The 16018-nt window shown below is 40.0% G+C and carries 22 protein-coding genes and 1 other annotated feature; of the genes, 4 read left to right on the top strand and 18 right to left on the bottom strand.

The genetic code is table 11. From position 1 onward, the window contains the following. Nucleotides 1-14 precede the first annotated feature (14 nt). Nucleotides 15-242, bottom strand: a complete 228-nt coding sequence (locus tag AYR53_RS09945; RefSeq protein ID WP_068223848.1) for a YdbC family protein — start codon at nucleotides 240-242, stop codon at nucleotides 15-17. A 154-nt stretch (nucleotides 243-396) separates the two neighbouring features. Here AYR53_RS09945 and AYR53_RS09950 point away from each other — a divergent pair, with 154 nt between their 5' ends. Then, complete coding sequence (locus AYR53_RS09950; RefSeq protein WP_068223846.1) at nucleotides 397-717, top strand: hypothetical protein; 321 nt, start codon at nucleotides 397-399, stop codon at nucleotides 715-717. A 137-nt stretch (nucleotides 718-854) separates the two neighbouring features. Here the strand turns inward: AYR53_RS09950 and recN are convergent, their stop codons facing one another. The 16 genes from recN to AYR53_RS10030 all read right to left on the bottom strand — a co-directional run bounded on the left by recN (nucleotide 855) and on the right by AYR53_RS10030 (nucleotide 12493). Next, complete coding sequence (recN, locus tag AYR53_RS09955) at nucleotides 855-2567, bottom strand: DNA repair protein RecN (RefSeq protein WP_068223843.1); 1713 nt, start codon at nucleotides 2565-2567, stop codon at nucleotides 855-857. 35 nt (nucleotides 2568-2602) lie between these two features. Beyond that, on the bottom strand, nucleotides 2603-3058 hold the full coding sequence (gene argR / locus AYR53_RS09960; RefSeq protein WP_068223840.1) for an arginine repressor: 456 nt from the start codon (nucleotides 3056-3058) through the stop codon (nucleotides 2603-2605). Nucleotides 3059-3128: 70 nt separating this feature from the next. Beyond that, nucleotides 3129-3968 (bottom strand): TlyA family RNA methyltransferase, encoded by an 840-nt coding sequence (locus AYR53_RS09965; protein WP_068223835.1) that lies wholly within the window; start codon nucleotides 3966-3968, stop codon nucleotides 3129-3131. Nucleotides 3969-3977: 9 nt separating this feature from the next. Continuing rightward, on the bottom strand, nucleotides 3978-4859 hold the full coding sequence (locus AYR53_RS09970; RefSeq protein ID WP_068223830.1) for a polyprenyl synthetase family protein: 882 nt from the start codon (nucleotides 4857-4859) through the stop codon (nucleotides 3978-3980). Further along, nucleotides 4849-5097, bottom strand: coding sequence for an exodeoxyribonuclease VII small subunit (locus AYR53_RS09975; protein ID WP_068223828.1), 249 nt, complete (start codon nucleotides 5095-5097; stop codon nucleotides 4849-4851). The genes AYR53_RS09970 and AYR53_RS09975 overlap by 11 nt, the downstream gene beginning before the upstream one ends. Beyond that, nucleotides 5090-6457, bottom strand: a complete 1368-nt coding sequence (gene xseA, locus AYR53_RS09980; RefSeq protein ID WP_068223825.1) for an exodeoxyribonuclease VII large subunit — start codon at nucleotides 6455-6457, stop codon at nucleotides 5090-5092. The genes AYR53_RS09975 and xseA overlap by 8 nt, the downstream gene beginning before the upstream one ends. Next, nucleotides 6458-7303, bottom strand: a complete 846-nt coding sequence (locus AYR53_RS09985; RefSeq protein ID WP_075168906.1) for a bifunctional 5,10-methylenetetrahydrofolate dehydrogenase/5,10-methenyltetrahydrofolate cyclohydrolase — start codon at nucleotides 7301-7303, stop codon at nucleotides 6458-6460. Nucleotides 7304-7459: 156 nt separating this feature from the next. After that, nucleotides 7460-7894, bottom strand: coding sequence for a transcription antitermination factor NusB (gene nusB, locus AYR53_RS09990; RefSeq protein ID WP_068223821.1), 435 nt, complete (start codon nucleotides 7892-7894; stop codon nucleotides 7460-7462). Beyond that, on the bottom strand, nucleotides 7891-8334 hold the full coding sequence (locus AYR53_RS09995) for an Asp23/Gls24 family envelope stress response protein (RefSeq protein ID WP_068223819.1): 444 nt from the start codon (nucleotides 8332-8334) through the stop codon (nucleotides 7891-7893). Before AYR53_RS09995 ends, nusB begins: the two co-directional genes overlap by 4 nt. A gap of 223 nt (nucleotides 8335-8557) precedes the next feature. Beyond that, nucleotides 8558-9115 carry an elongation factor P gene (efp, locus tag AYR53_RS10000; protein WP_068223815.1) on the bottom strand — a complete coding sequence of 186 codons (558 nt, stop codon included), beginning with the start codon at nucleotides 9113-9115 and terminating at the stop codon, nucleotides 8558-8560. A 243-nt stretch (nucleotides 9116-9358) separates the two neighbouring features. Then, entirely contained in the window at nucleotides 9359-10432 is a 1074-nt protein-coding gene (locus AYR53_RS10005; protein WP_068223812.1) for a M24 family metallopeptidase, read from the bottom strand. 123 nt (nucleotides 10433-10555) lie between these two features. Then, nucleotides 10556-10849 carry a 50S ribosomal protein L27 gene (gene rpmA / locus AYR53_RS10010; RefSeq protein WP_068223809.1) on the bottom strand — a complete coding sequence of 98 codons (294 nt, stop codon included), beginning with the start codon at nucleotides 10847-10849 and terminating at the stop codon, nucleotides 10556-10558. Nucleotides 10850-10880: 31 nt separating this feature from the next. Then, on the bottom strand, nucleotides 10881-11213 hold the full coding sequence (locus tag AYR53_RS10015) for a ribosomal-processing cysteine protease Prp (RefSeq protein ID WP_068223806.1): 333 nt from the start codon (nucleotides 11211-11213) through the stop codon (nucleotides 10881-10883). 17 nt (nucleotides 11214-11230) lie between these two features. After that, complete coding sequence (gene rplU, locus AYR53_RS10020) at nucleotides 11231-11539, bottom strand: 50S ribosomal protein L21 (RefSeq protein WP_068223803.1); 309 nt, start codon at nucleotides 11537-11539, stop codon at nucleotides 11231-11233. 14 nt (nucleotides 11540-11553) lie between these two features. Continuing rightward, nucleotides 11554-11628 (bottom strand) — a sequence feature (ribosomal protein L21 leader region). Between the two features lie 200 nt (nucleotides 11629-11828). Continuing rightward, complete coding sequence (locus AYR53_RS10025; protein WP_068280414.1) at nucleotides 11829-12068, bottom strand: cytochrome b5 domain-containing protein; 240 nt, start codon at nucleotides 12066-12068, stop codon at nucleotides 11829-11831. A 158-nt stretch (nucleotides 12069-12226) separates the two neighbouring features. After that, a complete protein-coding gene (locus tag AYR53_RS10030) occupies nucleotides 12227-12493 on the bottom strand; it encodes a LysR family transcriptional regulator (RefSeq protein ID WP_068223798.1) in 267 nt (88 codons plus the stop codon). A gap of 226 nt (nucleotides 12494-12719) precedes the next feature. Between AYR53_RS10030 and AYR53_RS10035 the strand changes: the two genes are divergently transcribed. From AYR53_RS10035 to AYR53_RS10045, 3 genes are all read left to right on the top strand, one after another. After that, nucleotides 12720-13136, top strand: a complete 417-nt coding sequence (locus AYR53_RS10035) for a PAS domain-containing protein (protein WP_068226204.1) — start codon at nucleotides 12720-12722, stop codon at nucleotides 13134-13136. 76 nt (nucleotides 13137-13212) lie between these two features. Then, a complete protein-coding gene (locus tag AYR53_RS10040; protein WP_156520051.1) occupies nucleotides 13213-13854 on the top strand; it encodes a hypothetical protein in 642 nt (213 codons plus the stop codon). Between the two features lie 174 nt (nucleotides 13855-14028). After that, complete coding sequence (locus AYR53_RS10045) at nucleotides 14029-14283, top strand: hypothetical protein (protein ID WP_068223792.1); 255 nt, start codon at nucleotides 14029-14031, stop codon at nucleotides 14281-14283. A 234-nt stretch (nucleotides 14284-14517) separates the two neighbouring features. Here the strand turns inward: AYR53_RS10045 and AYR53_RS10050 are convergent, their stop codons facing one another. After that, a complete protein-coding gene (locus AYR53_RS10050; protein ID WP_068223115.1) occupies nucleotides 14518-15867 on the bottom strand; it encodes an IS4 family transposase in 1350 nt (449 codons plus the stop codon). Nucleotides 15868-16018 lie beyond the last annotated feature (151 nt).

Below are 16018 nucleotides of genomic sequence, written 5' to 3' on the forward strand. Positions count from 1 at the left end.
CAACTTTTTTCAAGTTATTCATTAACCATACCAACAAGGATTTCACGTAAAGATGCCACTTCGTCGTTAGTTAAAGTAATGCCCTTGCCCATTTTTGCGTGGTCAGGTGCCCAATCGCGCAAATCAAACTTGGGTGGCCGACCATTCCAACTAATTAAATTAAGTTCTTTCGTCCAACCACTTTTATTGCTACTTAGGGTGCCAATCGTTTCTTCAATTTCAAAATTAATTTGGTTAGCCAATTTACGGTGCCTCCCAGAATTTTATTGAGATAAGTTTAACATGCTTCAAAGCCTGGCGTCACTATAAAACACAATTAAATTATAAAGAGCAGTTGCTTTTTTGAACATTTGTTCGTATAATGATGATACAAACAAACGTTCGGAGGCAATTAAAATGGAAATAAAACAAGTTAGATTAAGGGCTTTAGGTTCGCGGATTCAAACTTCCTACAATAAGTTGCTAACCCCTGAGGATCAATTAAACTTAGCCGCAAAACCGCAAATGCCTCTCTTTCAAATCAACTACTACTTAAAACAAGTCCTCACGCGCAAACAACTAGTCACCGTCCAGTTTAATGATTTTGATCACGGTGGTCAGGCGGCCATGACGGGTTACTTTAATCAGCGCGGTCACATTACATTTTTTACTAGCCTCGATCAAAAATTAATTCATTTAGTTACTGCTAATGCCATTCGCTATATCGAACTCGCTTAAATTACGATTGCAGCAGAGATTGTTACAATAATTGAAGTACAAGCTTAGCCTAAGTTTACAGCTAACCTGTAGTTCAATTATTGTTAGCAACCTCTTTTTTTGATTTAATTTGAAGTGATCGCAATCTAATCACAATTTTACTCAGTTGTGCGCTGAATAACCTTACTTTTCTCAGTCTCCGCTAATTCTAAAAGCTCCTTTGCGTGCTCAAGAGTTAACTTAGTAACGGTTGTCCCCGCTAGCATCCTGGCTAATTCATCAACCCGCGAATTTAGGGTTAGTGCCGCAACGGTTGTTTTCGTTCGTTTACCCACGATTTGTTTTTGAATAAAGAAATGATGATCACTCATAGCCGCCACTTGTGGTAAGTGTGTAATGCAAAGCACCTGTGAAAAACGGGCAATGCCACTAATCTTATCCGCAATTGCTTGGGCCACACGACCGCTAACCCCTGTATCAACTTCATCAAAAACGATACTGGTAATTCCCTGACTACGAGTAAAGATTGTTTTCAGCGCCAACATCATCCGGGACAATTCACCACCAGAAGCAATTTTTGCAAGTGGCCGAGCAGTTTCTCCTGGATTAGTTTGAATGTAGAATTCAACATCATCCAAACCTGTCGCGTAGAAATGCGTGCCTGATTGTGGTTTAAAAACAACGGAGAAAACTGTTTTTTCCATATAAAGCTCCCGTAATTGCTGGTGAATGGCCTGAGCTAACTGTTTTGCACCTTTTTTTCGAATTTTAGTAAGTTGCTCACCAATCGTTAGCAATTTATCTTTAGCAGCCGCCACATCCGCTTCTAATTGACCCTCATCATTTTCGGTGGCTTCCATTTGTTGCAACTCTTGTTTAATTTTATGGTAGTAATGCAATATTTGCGTCGTACTGTCACCATATTTATGTTTTAGCTGTTCAATCACCTCTAGCCGCTTTTCAATTTCATCAAGGCGACCTTCATCCCAATCCAATAAATCGGTCTGTTTTAAAATATCTGATGAAACGTCCTGCAGCGTATAGTAGGCCGTTTGCACACTTTCCGCTAAAGACTTGTAGTTATCATCAAAGTCAGCAATTTGCTGTAAGTCGGTCATGGCGGCGCCAATGTGATCCAGCGTTTCTGCCTCATCGCTACTAATTGCATCGTAACTATGCTGAAGCGCGTCATTAATTTGTTGAAAATTACTAAGGTGATCTTTTTCTTTAGTTAGCGTAATTTCTTCGTTTTCTTTTAATTGTGCTGCCTCGATTTCATTAACTTGAAAACGCAACATATCCAGTCGCTGGGCCCACTCTTTTTCATTGGCCAGACGTTGCTGGTAGGCGCGATTTAACTGTTGATAAGTTTGATAGGCCGCTTCGTAACGCGTTCGTACTGGTACAACTTCCTGTTTGCTAAATTCATCTAACAAACCAAGGTGCTTTTCAGCGTGCATCAATTCTTGATGCTCGTTTTGACCGTGAATATCAACGATAGTTTCACCAATCTCTTTTAGGGTAGCCGTGTTAACTAGCTGACCGTTAATTCGACAAACATTACGACCACTGCGGTGTAAATCACGTTGTAACAAAACATCTTGATCATGATGTTCGATACCGTACTTATCGAGTAACGAGAAGGTTAACGCAGTAGACGGTAAATGAAACTGGCCCTGAAGCCGAGCCTTGCTGGCGCCAGTTCGAATAAATTCTTGTGAACCGCGCCCACCCGCCAGTAAACCAACCGCATCTATAATAATAGATTTACCGGCCCCGGTTTCACCAGTTAGTACGGTCATGCCAGAATCAAATTCAATATTTAATTTTTCAATAATTGCAAAATCACGAATTGCTAATTCTTGTAACACATGAACACTCCTCAATTTAAAAATAAAGAACTTGCCTATTGTTCAAGCAAGTCCAAAAGTGTCTGGTATAAATGTTGCGCATCATCAGCCGACTTGGCAATAATAAGAACAGTATCGTCACCGCCAATTGTCCCAAAAGCACCGTCAAAATTCATTTGGTCAATTAAAGTCGCAATTGCTGTGCCATTACCTGGTAGAGCCTTTAAAACGATAAAATAATCCTGAACGTCCAAAGAAACATAAGCATCATAAAGCGTTCGTTTAAGCTTCTTTTCCGTGTCCATTGCTTGTTGCGCCGGCAAACTATAACGATAGCCGCCGCTGGGTGACGGTACCTTGACTAACTGCATATCCTTGATGTCCCGGGAAATTGTCGCCTGGGTCACCTTAATGTCAGCGTGATCTAACAGCGCAACCAAATCTTCTTGCTTCTCAACATCATGTTCATCGAGTAACTGTCTAATAATTCGTTGCCGTTCTACTTTACGCAATCCATCACCCTCTTAATCCGCAAGTTTTTTCTTAATGATAGCGTATTTTTAAAAGGAGATAAAGTAAAAGTTACGCTTTTGCACCGTTAAGTGCCTGGTAGGCCGCCTTAAGCGTTTCATCAATTGAAACATTTGCCGCAATTTGGCCTTCTTCACTATCGGCCAACTGTAAATGCGTGATAAATTCAATATTTCCTTCACCACCGCGTTCGCCGCCTTTAATTGGTGAAAAATCTAAGTTCAGCACATTATAATGATGGCTGGCCGCAAAAGTTAGGATAGTTTCTAAAACTTGTTGGTGGACTTTACGATCACGAACAATCCCACCTTTACCAACATTTTTGGGACCAGCCTCAAATTGTGGCTTAATCAACGCAACAACATCGCCTTGTGGGGCCAAAATAGTTGCTAAATTTGGTAAAATTAGCCGCAAAGAAATAAATGAAACATCAATCGACGAAAAATTAGGTTGACCAGCAGTAAAATCTACTGGCTTACTGTACCTAAAATTGGTTTGTTCCATTACAACAACTCGCGGATCCTCCCGCAGTTTCCATACCAATTGATTGGTCCCTACATCAAGCGCATAACTCATCTTAGCCCCATTTTGTAAGACAACGTCTGTAAAGCCACCGGTTGACGAACCGATATCCAAAACGATTTTATCAGTGACATCTAACTTAAAAACTTTTAATGCTTTGGCCAATTTTAAGCCACCACGACTGACGTACGGTAAGTGTTTGCCTTTAAGGTGTAACACCGCGTCGGCCGCAATTTTACTACCTGGTTTATCGTAACGTTGATCATTTTTATCGTATACTTCACCGGCCATTACCGCACGCTTGGCCTGTTCACGAGAATCAAATAGCCCTTGCTGTGTCAATAAAACATCAATCCGCTCTTTTTTCAAACTATTCCCTCATTTTTCCAAATAATCAGCAAAATCTTCAAATAATGTTATGTCGGTTGACGCAACTAATGGATCAAGTGCCAACCTAGTAGCTGCAATGGCCTTATTAAATGAGTCTTTGGCGCCGGCCAATCCTAATAATCCAGGATAAGTATTCTTGTGGGCAGCCTCATCTTGATGAACTGGCTTACCTAATTCCTCAGCCGTACTTGTGACATCCAGAATGTCATCTCTGATTTGAAAAGCTAAACCAAGATTGACAGCATATTTAGTTAAGGCAGCACGCCGGTAATCTTGAACACCTGCAATATCGGCACCCATTAAGATGCTTGCCTTGATCAATGCTCCCGTTTTCTTTTCATGTAATGCTTGTAGTTGCGGTAACGTTAATTGCCGCGCTTCACCAGCGATATCTTCACTTTGGCCCGCCACCATTTTGGCAGGCCCGGCACCTAACGCTAATTCATGCACTAAAGCAACCTTGACCTCAGCCGCTAACTGGCAATCGCTTAACCACTGAAAAGCCAAGGTTAAGAGACCATCACCGGCCAAAATAGCCTGTGCTTCCCCGAATTTGACGTGATTAGTCGGTTTGCCACGACGGAGATCATCGTTGTCCATTGCTGGTAGATCATCATGAATCAATGAGTATGTATGCACTAATTCAATTGCAGCCGCCGCCTGTAAACTTTGTGGTATTTGACCCGGCAAAAAAGTTTGCACGGTTGCCAAAAGTAAAAGTGGTCGTAATCGCTTACCACCAGCCATTACTGAATATGCCATTGCACTTTGCAGCGTCTCATCTGGCACATCATGCTGGATTTTCATGGTTAATAGACTATCCAATGCAGGCACCATTTCTGTTGTCAAACGAGTTAGTTTAGTCGTCATTTTTATCGTCTGTCCCTTCAGGCCCCTCAAAAGGTACTTCCTGATTATCTTCATTCATCATTTTTGTCAACGTCTTCTCGGCGTGGTCTAAAGTATCCTGTAGGTTTTTACTTAACGTAACACCCTTTTGAAATTCGCTCAACGCTTCTTCTAATGGAACGTCACCTTTTTCCAGATTCGTGACAATCTCATTTAATTGGGTGAGATTATCCTCAAATGATGGTTGTTCTTTAGCCATTGTCTTCCTCCTTTTGCTCATTTAATGTGACCTTCTTAATCGTTGCCATCACAGTTGCGTCCAACACGTGTAACGTAACGTCGTTGGCCGGTTTAAAATCGGTCGCACGTTTTAAAACATTTCCCTGGTCATCAGTTACGTAGCTGTAACCCCGCTGCATAATTTTTAAAGGACTTAAATAATCAAGCGATTGAATTTGTTGCTGTAAAAGCTGCCGTTTTTTCTGAAAATAACGCTGACCAGCATCCGTTAACTGTTGTTGCTGCCGTTGTAGATTTTCTTGGGCCAACTGAATCATTCGTAAAGGTGTTTGCTGCTTCAAGCGTGTTTTTAAAATAGCGACCTGCTGATTTTGTTTTAAATACGTTTGCTGAAACCCACTTGTCAGCTGTTGTTTTAAACTATCAACTCGTTGACTGTACCCATCATAAAGCCGATTGGGCTGCCGAAAAACGTAAGATTGCCGCAAACGTTCTAATTGCTTTTTAGCGACGGCTAGTTTAGCCTGTAGAGCTTGAAATAAACGGATTCGTTGCTGCTGCAATTTCAATACTTCATCACTGAGTACCGGAACGGCTAATTCAGCAGCGGCCGTTGGTGTTGCCGCACGTACATCAGCAACCAAATCAGCAATCGTTGTGTCAGTTTCGTGACCAACTGAAGAAATAATGGGCACTTGACTAGCAAAAATTGCACGAGCTACTTTTTCTTCATTAAAAGGCCACAAATCTTCAATCGAACCCCCACCACGACCAACGATTAACGTATCAAAATTGCCAATTCGATTAACCTGCTGAATTTTAGCGGTAATATCACTGGCCGCCTCAGTTCCTTGAACCAGCGTTGGAAATAAAATAAGTTGTGCAATTGGGTAGCGCCGTCTAGTTGTGGTAATAATATCACGAATAACCGCACCACTTGGACTCGTAATAACTGCAATTCGTTTTGGAAAACGGACTAACGGTTTTTTAGGTGCCGCAAATAGCCCTTCTTGAGTCAACTTCTTTTTTAATTGTTCATAAGCCTGATAAAGCGCCCCAACACCATCGGGTTCCATCCGTTCAACGTAGATCTGATAACTTCCAGACGGCTCGTATAATGAAATGCGTCCGACAACCAAAACCTTCATCCCTTCTTCAGGGGTAAATTTCACTTTATTGAAGGCAGAACGAAACATAATTGCACTAATCTTAGCGTGATCATCTTTCAAAGAAAAATACTGGTGGGCGTTGGGACGTAAACGAAAGTTAGAAATTTCACCGGTTAAATAAACGCGATCTAAATAGGGATCACTATCAAATTTGCGCTTTAAATATTTAGTTAATGCTGTAACTGATAAATAATCAGTTTGCGTTGCCATTTAAGCCACACCCTTTGTTAATTTCACAATTTGGTACATCAACATCGTGATTGTCATCGGCCCAACACCACCGGGAACCGGCGTAATCGCACTGGCTACCTGGCTAGCCTCTTGATAGGAAACGTCGCCCACTAATTTACCGGCTGCCGTTCGGTTCATACCTACGTCAATAACGGTTGCACCAGGCTTGATGGCATCCCCATGAATAAAATTGGCCTTACCAGCCGCAACTACCAAAACATCTGCTTGCTTCGTTAAAGCACTTAAATTAGTCGTGTAACTGTGGGCAACGGTCACGGTCGCGTTTTGATTCATTAATAAAGCCGCCATTGGTCGACCAACAATCACACTTCGACCAATAACAACCGCATTTTTACCTGCCAGCGGTATTTGATAATGCGCCAATAATTTCATGACGCCATAGGGTGTATTCGGAATATTTCTAGGCGTCCCCGCAAATAATTGGCCCAAATTAATCGGGTGAAACCCATCCACATCTTTGGCCGGATTGATTGCCTCTAAAATATGTTGCTGATTAATCTGTTTGGGTAAAGGCATTTCAACTAGAATTGCGTTAATCTTTGGATCCTGATTTAACTCGGCCAATACCTTAAGCACTGCCGCCTCAGTCGCCGTTTCAGCCAGAGCTTTAACAAGCACTCTAATTCCTAATTTTTTTGCGCGGCGTTGCTTACTACGTAGATAAACGTGGCTAGCCGGATCATCACCCACAATAACAACGGCCAAACACGGAACTACTCCCTGCTGTTTTAGTTGAGCTACCTCCAGTGTTAAATCGGCCATAATCTCCCCAGATACGGCTTTACCATCTATTACAGTTGCCAAAAAACCACCCTTTTCATTAAAAACTAATCAACGGCCCATAATTTATGTAAGCTAGACAAAAAAACAGTTTGTCATTTTACACCCAATCTACATTTAAATAATTGCAGAAAACTGGGATTCACTAAGGCTAAACTGCTTTTTTGGTCCATTGTAAAATTAATTATCCGGTGTTGCCTGTTCACGTAAAATAGCCGATAAAACACCATTAATAAAACGACGTGAACGTTCATCATTGTATTTACGAGCCAACTCTAAAGCTTCATTGACGGCAACCCGTGCCGGAACATCTTCCACATTAGTAATCTCAAAAATGGCAATCCGTAATATAACCAAATCTGTTTTAGCAATCCGTTTAATCGACCAATTTTTACTTAAATGTACAGCAATCTGTTCATCTAATACTTCCGTACTATTGGACACGCCAGTTACTAGGCTTTGTAAATATGCTGGGATCACTGATTCTTCAGTAACTGAGTCAACTGGCGCTAATAATGAATTCATTAAGGCCGTTTGATCAACTTCTGGATTAGCATCAATTGCAAAAAGCGTTTGAAAAGCTAATTCCCGAATTTTATGCCGTGTAATTGTCACTTATTATCACCATTTTCATCATCATCGTCCGCAAATAGGTTGTTAGGATCAACAGTTGTTGCCAATTTTTCCGGAATAACCCCCACCACATGAATATTAACCTCTACTAATGAAAGATCCGTCATAAATAACAATTGTTCTTTAATTCGATCCTGCATTTTTAAAGCGACCTGAGGTACCGAAACACCATAATTTAAATAAACGTAAACTTCGGCCTTGATTTTACCGTCAGAAACGCTTAGTTTAACGCCCTTACCACGATTTTCCCGACCAAATAACGCGTTAATACTTGAGGCAAGTGTTCCCCGCATTTGATAAACACCCTTCACTTCACGGGCCGCAATTCCTAAAATAATCTCGATTACTTCTGGTGCAATTTCAATTTTTCCAAGGGAAGGTTGTTCCTTTGAATCCAAAACAATATTGTTGTCTTCAGCCATATTCTGAACCTCCTCAATTCTATCAGGGTTATTTTGTGTCACCACAAAATCTTATTTTCGGAGGATGACCATTCTCCTTGCATAATAAATTATGCACTCGAAACATGGCCTCCTCAATTTTCTAAGGTTTGTTTTGTATACTGTGATCGTCATTATACGTAATCAACGGCTGAAAATCTTTTATTGTCCCCTAATTACGCAACAATCGTTCTTCTACAACAAACTAGGCACGTGAAATATACGAACCATCTTGAGTACTAATCAATAATTTTTCGCCAACATTAATGAAAAATGGTACCTGAACAACTAAACCAGTTTCCATCGTTGCGGGTTTTGAGCCACCAGATTGTGTATCACCACGAATTCCTGGTTCAGTTTCCGCAACTTCTAATTCAACTGTATTAGGTAAAGAAATACCTAAGGTTTCACTACCATACATACTAACGCTAACTTCCATATTCTCTTTGATGTAATTTAGCTCATCCTTAATCTGAGTACCAGGTAAAGATAATTGCTCGTAAGTTGCCGTATCCATAAAGACATAATTATCACCATCTTGATAGAGATATTGCATTTTTTTATTATCAATTTGGGCGCGGCCCACTTTTTTACCTGCCGCAAAAGTTTTTTCTTGTACAGCACCCGTACGTAAATTTTTAAGCTTTGACCGAACAAAGGCACTACCCTTACCAGGTTTAACGTGCTGAAATTCAACCACCCGCCATAATTCACCTTCAACTTCAATTGTCAAACCAGTCTTAAAATCATTAACTGAAATCATCCGTATTGTTCCTCCTAAAATCCATAATATCTTTTTGGTCAATTATTGACTAAAATTCCGCTTTTGGAAAGCCAGTAGCGGCACAGATTTATATACTTGAGCCATAGCTAGTAAACATATTTCATTTAATTCTTGTTACTTTTACAAAATACAGTAAATTTGGCTAGAGCACAATTTTTACTAACGTTTCATAACTAATTAAATTGATCGCCGATCGCGGCCAAATATTCGGTAAATCAGTACTTAGAGAACAATCAATTCATGCTTCGGTGCCTGATTTAAAACCTGATTTCCCGTTGGCGTCACTAACAGATCATCTTCTATTCTAACACCACCAAGCCCAGGCAGATAAATACCTGGTTCAGCAGTTTCAACATTGCCAACTATAAATTGCTGCTGAACTTTCGGACCGGCATACGGCCCTTCATGTATTTCTAAACCAATTCCATGACCTGTATCGTGGCCAAATTCAGGCCCATAACCAGCCTTAGTAATCCGGTCACGTGCCGCTGCATCAATTGTTGCGCCAGTAACACCCGGTTGCAATTGATCTACAACAGCCTGTTGTGCTTCAAGCACAATCTTATAAATTTCTTGTAATTGGGTATCTGGCCGGCCAATCGCGAAAGTTCGGGTCACGTCAGAAACGTACCCGTGATAGTAGCAACCGAAATCAACCGTAATTAATTCATGCTGCTGAATAATCTTATCAGTCGCAACACCATGTGGTAACGCTGATCGCACACCACTAGCAACAATTGTCTCAAATGAAGTACCACTAGCGCCTAGTTTACGCATATAAAAATCCAATTCATTTGCTACTTGTCGTTCAGTCATTCCAGGACGAATGGTGACCAGTATATGTTGATAACCTTGATCAGCAATCTTAATCGCCTTTTCAATTAGTTCAAGCTCTGCTGGTTCTTTAATTTCACGTAATTCCTCAATCATACCGGCAACAGGAACCAAACCAACATCAAATAAGTCCGCCAGTTCATCATAGGTTTGAAAAGAAATATAGGCCTCTTCAAAGCCTAACGTCGTTAACTGACAGTCCAGCAATAGTTGATTCACCATGTCGTAAATTGACCCTTTATTTTCAGTAATCACAAAACCACGTGGGGCCACTTGTTGTTGCGCTTGAATTAAATAACGCGAATCAGTTATAAAATAAGCAGCAGTACGCGTAATCAAGGCTACACCTGTCGTTCCAGTAAAAGCCGACAAATAACGTAAATTGGCCTGACTAGTTACTAATAGACCATCTAATCCAATTTCTGCCAACTTTTCACGTAATCGCTCTAACCGACTTGCCATAGCCTCAACCCTCCCCACTCTCATTTTTACTTACGCCTAACAGTATAGCAAAAACTAACTATAAACGAAATACACTAAACCACAAAAAAAGGCCAAAGGCAAACGCCCTCGACCTTTAAATAATTATTTAGCAGCTGCTTCAGCTGGGTAAACAGAAACTTTTTTCTTCTTTTTACCAAGACGTTCAAAACGAACAACGCCATCTGTTAAAGCAAATAATGTATCATCGCCGCCAATCCCAACGTTTTCGCCAGGATGAATTTTAGTTCCGCGTTGACGATAAAGAATTGAACCACTTGTAACTGTTTGACCATCAGCACGTTTGCTGCCTAAACGACGGCCAGCTGAGTCACGGCCGTTAGCAGTGGAACCACCACCTTTATGGTGAGAGAAGAATTGCAGATCCATTTTCAACATATGCGTGCACCTCCTACGTTTTTGATAGATTTTATTTTTTGATTACAACATAATCTGGATAACTTGCAACAATACTTTCAAGCGATAAATGTAAATTGGCGAGGATAATTTGTGCTGTCTTATTTTGTTCCAAAGTTAAGTTAGCCGGTAATCGAAGCTCTAAATGGCCTCCATTTTCAGCATCCATCTTAACTTGTGGTTCAAACCCAGCCAATACTTCAACGCCATTAACTGCACCAATTGCGACTGCCGAAACAGCGGCACAAACGATATCACTACCGTAAGGGCCAGAATCGGCGTGACCAGTTAACCGAAAATAAATAATTTCCTGTTCTGCATTTCGCTCAAAACTAGCTTTTATCATTGTGTCACCACTTTTAACTATGCGTTAATTGCGTCAATTTTGACACGAGTATATGGTTGACGATGGCCACGCTTAGTATGGCTATGTTTCTTAGGCTTGTACTTGAAAGTAACAACCTTCTTTTCCTTACCTTGCTTTTCAACTGTACCAGTAACAGTTGCACCGTCAACTGTTGGTGCGCCAATCTTAGTATCATCGCCACCAACAAGGATAACGTCGCTGAACGTAACTTGTTCACCTTCGTTAGCATCGAGTTTTTCAACCCAAATTTGTTCGCCAGCTTCTACCTTAAGTTGTTTACCACCAGTTTTAATAATTGCGTACATTAATATGCACCTCCTTAATATCTTAGACTCGCCGAATACAAGTGTTCAGACGAAACTTAAAAACTCGCTTCGTGCGGTTGCAGCTTTGGAAGCTACAAATACAACGTTCTAATGATAGCAAACTTTGTATCAATATGCAATCAAAATATTCAGCTTCCCGATTATATAAATTGACACTTAAAAGGCTACCTAAGGACCCTTACAATAAATGAAAGAGGAAACAGAGTTTGTAACCTCCCTGCTTCCTCTAATTTGGTCAAGATAAAATAACGCCAAAAAGCCTAAAAATTTATTCTGCGCTATATTTACCAACCACTGTTAATTTCTGTAAAACCGATTTTTTATGGGGCGCCTGAGTAATCGCTTCTGACAAATCTTGACCAGCAACATGGCCATGATGTTGACCTTCAGCCCACTGGGGAATGTTGGTAACATCATAAACAGCGCCATCAATTGCAACGTAAGCCTTGTTACCATTCTTACCATCAAACTTAGCTAACTCAGCTTTTGTAAATATCTTTTCTGCCATATAACCACTCCTAATCTTGATTTATTTACTACCATGTATAGTTTACCATTTAAGTAACTATCAATACACGAAAAGTGCCTAATTATCTTTAAATAATCGTTTATTTCTCGAATTGATTTAATAACCTCACAACTACCTTTTAGAATAACATCACGTTATTATTCTGGATCATCAAGATCGCTTTCAATATTCATGCCGTAGAGTTTATTAACAGCAGCATCTTTTTGTGCCTGATGAACGATTAGAATCGTAGTTGCACCTTTACTACTTACGTAACCCGCAAAACTTGTCACTTCTTCGACGGCATAAGCGAGGCCGTCAGAATGAATAATATACTGACCGGCTACCGGAATATTTTCAAAATACACCTTGTTCATTCGAATATAATCATTCCCATCATGAAGTACCACCAACACTTTGTACATTTCATATCGCTTCCTCATTGATATTCTAGGATAAATATATACCCTATTACGGCTAAATTATACTAAAACTGTTTCAAAAGTAATTTTACAATCCTTAATAACTAACAAACGGGTTATCCGAAAACAAATCACTGTAAATTAACTTTTTTATAGAGACTGCTCTGCTATACTAATAGCTATAAATACAATACCTATAAGGAGTTAATTTCAATTGAATGATCAACAGATGAAAGTAAATTTAGCCAGTGGAACCTTAAAATTAGAACAACTCAACGCAATCTTCAAGACAATCCCCCAAGAATTTGATTTCATTGATGAAAACGATATTGTGCGTTGGTATTCAAATAACACTAATCGTTTATTCGCACGCGATACTAGTAAACTTAACCAACCTGTATTGGCTGTCCATCCCGCTCACAGTGCTGGTCGCGTAAAAAAAGTACTTGCTGAAATGCACAGCGGTGAACGTGATTCCATCCAGATGACAGTTCCTGCAAAAGGTAAACAAATTCACATCGCCTTCTACGCCTTACATAATGATTCAGGGGATTACATTGGTTGCATCGAAGTCACTGAAGATGTTTCTGAATTTACTAAATCGAGTAAACTTGGGAATTTAGTTAGGCTTTTAAGGAACAAATAGCGTTATTTTAAAGCAATTTCCAACTTTTGGGGAATTTTACGATAATTTTGGAGGAATAATTTATTTGGAGGAATAAATGATGAAAAAATTAGTTAGTTTGGGAATCATCGCCCTGGCCACTATTAACCTGGCCGCTTGTGGAAATAATTTGGCGAGCAAAAGTAGCTCGTTAGCAAAGGCTAAATCTGAAAGTGTGGCCAAACAGCAAAGTAGTAAGAAAAAAACTGCAGCTAAGGCAGAAAGTAAGGCCAAAATTGAAGCTAAGGCCAAACGTTCTTCGGCTAAGAAAGCCAGTGCCAAGGCCAAATCTGAAAGCAAGCGTAAGGCCAAGGCCGCCAGTGCATCAAGCACTGAAGCCGCAAGTGAAAGCTCAGCCGCCGCCCAATCTTCTTCTATTGCCCAACAACAGGCAGCTGATAGTTCCTCCCAAACGGCCGCGGCCAATAGTTCAGAACAGGCCGCAATTGCAAGTAGTCAACAAATTGCCCAGGCTAGTCAACAGCAGGCACAACAAAGTCAGCAGGCCGCTCAAGCGCAATCACAGCAAACACCACCAGCTACTTCTGGAGATGATTCCAGTGATTCATCCAATTCTGGAACGCAAGGTCAAACTGATTGGATTGGTGGCGGCAACTTAAATGCCACTGGAACAAGTGCAGCAAATGCGCAATCAACAGATAACGGTGTTAACGCTAATTCGACTGCGGCCGGAAATTAAATTCTAGGAAGTTTGGTGTGCTTAAAAAAATGATTTTAGTTGTTTGATGATGTTTAGCTAGAATGTGATTTGTAGTTCACATATATTTAACACAACTTAATTATTAATTAAAAAATAAATGGCTTACTTTTACGTATCTTACTAAATAGATACATGAAAGGAAGTAATATATTTATGCCAGGTTGGACTTTTGAAAACACTGATAAGGTGGTATTTGTTGAAATGTACAACAATGAACTCACTATTGATTATTTTCACACAAATAAGAATTCTATTATTACTATTAATCAAGATTGTCTCACAAATGAAATAGCAACTTTAGTTTGTCATTACATTTTTGCTAACCTTAAAAACCACCAATTTATTGAAACTGATAAATATGATCTATATGATATTGATGACAACCTTCATGTAATTAAATTAGAATAGAATAAAAATAAGGGCCTGCCAAATATAAATTTAGCAGGCCTCTATTTTTAAGCAATTTATTTACTTATAAAATAATTTTGCGGCGACTTATACCGATAATTATTTTTTTAGACTGATATAAAGACAGCGCAACGTTGCAAGGACAATTAAATTACCTAAAGGTTGAAAGTATCAAAATGGACCGTAACCATTGATGCCAAACGGTTATGGCACATTATATTACTAATTTCCACTTCATTGAGCATTACCGAGTAGCCTGCCAAGGCTATTCGGTAATGCTTTTATAAATTCGTCAAAAATCATATTTAATGTTTCAACCGCCATGTCGAGTTTTTCACCTAGACCAGTAATTGTTTGTATCAACCAATTCAACGCACTTACTAACTTAATATCGGGCAACGGGCGCCCATAATCGAAAAATAAGTCACCCAGTGTCCTGTCGTCCATGTTTTCGCGTTGTGCCAATGCAAGGACGTCATAGCTTAACATGACCATTGCTAGATGACCGCAGAGCCCATCGTAGCTTTGGACTTGAGTCTGATCAAATTGCAGGTATTGTTTGGCGACTTTAAAATAACATTCGATCTGCCACCGCCGACCGTACATCTGAATGATTGCTTCTGGTCTTAGAGCAGTCATTGTGGTCGCCAATACAAGATATTGATCAACCTGGCCGCGTTTGGTTACGAAAACTAATTTCATTGGGATCTTTTCGCCATCAACTTCAAATGTGACGATGGGACTGTATAGATAGTTATCCTTAATTGGCCATTTACTGCGCCGCAAATTAGCGTATAAGGTCTTAATATCCATTTCGCGGCCACGATAACGAAAATAAACCTTTTTAGTTTTTTTCAACATGCCAATCCCATGACAGTGACGTTTTAGCAATGCCGCAAACATCCGCGGTGACGTGTACCAGCTATCGAATAGGACGTATTTGGCCTTGATTCCAGATTTGATTGCCTCATCTACCAATTCTAAAGCAACAGCGGTCATTTTACGTGTTGCCTGCGTACGTCGTTTTGCGGACAGTGATCGTTGATCATTGGACTTAAGGCGCCCAAATCGATTTTTGGCGTGGCTTGATGACATCAAGGCAAAGTTCAGCGGTAAAAAAGTGTTGCCGTCACTCCAGCCTAAAGTTAGTGTCCGGAAGCCTTTAAAATACTGCTGTTTGTCGTGGTCAAAAACACGGGCCAATAGTTCAGTTTTGCGTGAAAATTCACGTTTAAACAATGAATCATCAATGATCAAAGCCTGTCGCCGTCTTGGATCGGTAAAATGTTGAACGTATTGAATCAAATGAATCGCTAATAGCTGAACCAGCCGTTGCCAATTAATATGCGGGTCATTTAGGCAATTTCGAACAGTTCGTTTTGAAAAATCGTTAGCCTTTTCTGCTCTAAAAATGGAGTAGCGATTAAAGATTGTGGTCAATAACCACTCAAATAAGCGTTCAGTTTTAATACCGCGCGATTTATGGATATTGACACGACGCAAAATAGCGGAGAGATGGACCAATTTTGAAAAATGAGCAAAAGAATGATGAATATCAGTGTCATTGTATTGTATAGTAGACATGGGCATGAAACTCCTCTGTATGGTTTTTGTTTAGACGCTTTAAGTATACAGATGTGAATGGTTTCATGTCTATTTTTGTATTAAAATACCCCAGCAGACTGGGGTATTGGGTAACTATTTAACTTTCAACCTTTAGTTAAATTACCTAATT

It is taken from the genome of Loigolactobacillus backii, assembly GCF_001663675.1.
Taxonomy (GTDB): Bacteria; Bacillota; Bacilli; order Lactobacillales; family Lactobacillaceae; genus Loigolactobacillus; species Loigolactobacillus backii.

Coding starts and splice junctions, on each gene's coding strand:
- AYR53_RS09970 (WP_068223830.1), bottom strand. CDS start 4,859: ATGACGACTAAACTAACTCGTTTGACAACAGAAATGGTGCCTGCATTG.
- AYR53_RS10035 (WP_068226204.1), top strand. CDS start 12,720: ATGAAAGTAAATTTAGCCAGTGGAACCTTAAAATTAGAACAACTCAAC.
- AYR53_RS09995 (WP_068223819.1), bottom strand. CDS start 8,334: ATGGCTGAAGACAACAATATTGTTTTGGATTCAAAGGAACAACCTTCC.
- AYR53_RS10050 (WP_068223115.1), bottom strand. CDS start 15,867: ATGTCTACTATACAATACAATGACACTGATATTCATCATTCTTTTGCT.
- AYR53_RS10005 (WP_068223812.1), bottom strand. CDS start 10,432: ATGGCAAGTCGGTTAGAGCGATTACGTGAAAAGTTGGCAGAAATTGGA.
- AYR53_RS10025 (WP_068280414.1), bottom strand. CDS start 12,068: ATGGCAGAAAAGATATTTACAAAAGCTGAGTTAGCTAAGTTTGATGGT.
- AYR53_RS10040 (WP_156520051.1), top strand. CDS start 13,213: ATGATGAAAAAATTAGTTAGTTTGGGAATCATCGCCCTGGCCACTATT.
- rpmA (WP_068223809.1), bottom strand. CDS start 10,849: ATGTTGAAAATGGATCTGCAATTCTTCTCTCACCATAAAGGTGGTGGT.
- AYR53_RS10015 (WP_068223806.1), bottom strand. CDS start 11,213: ATGATAAAAGCTAGTTTTGAGCGAAATGCAGAACAGGAAATTATTTAT.
- efp (WP_068223815.1), bottom strand. CDS start 9,115: ATGATTTCAGTTAATGATTTTAAGACTGGTTTGACAATTGAAGTTGAA.
- AYR53_RS10030 (WP_068223798.1), bottom strand. CDS start 12,493: ATGTACAAAGTGTTGGTGGTACTTCATGATGGGAATGATTATATTCGA.
- AYR53_RS10045 (WP_068223792.1), top strand. CDS start 14,029: ATGCCAGGTTGGACTTTTGAAAACACTGATAAGGTGGTATTTGTTGAA.
- AYR53_RS09975 (WP_068223828.1), bottom strand. CDS start 5,097: ATGGCTAAAGAACAACCATCATTTGAGGATAATCTCACCCAATTAAAT.
- rplU (WP_068223803.1), bottom strand. CDS start 11,539: ATGTACGCAATTATTAAAACTGGTGGTAAACAACTTAAGGTAGAAGCT.
- AYR53_RS09950 (WP_068223846.1), top strand. CDS start 397: ATGGAAATAAAACAAGTTAGATTAAGGGCTTTAGGTTCGCGGATTCAA.
- xseA (WP_068223825.1), bottom strand. CDS start 6,457: ATGGCAACGCAAACTGATTATTTATCAGTTACAGCATTAACTAAATAT.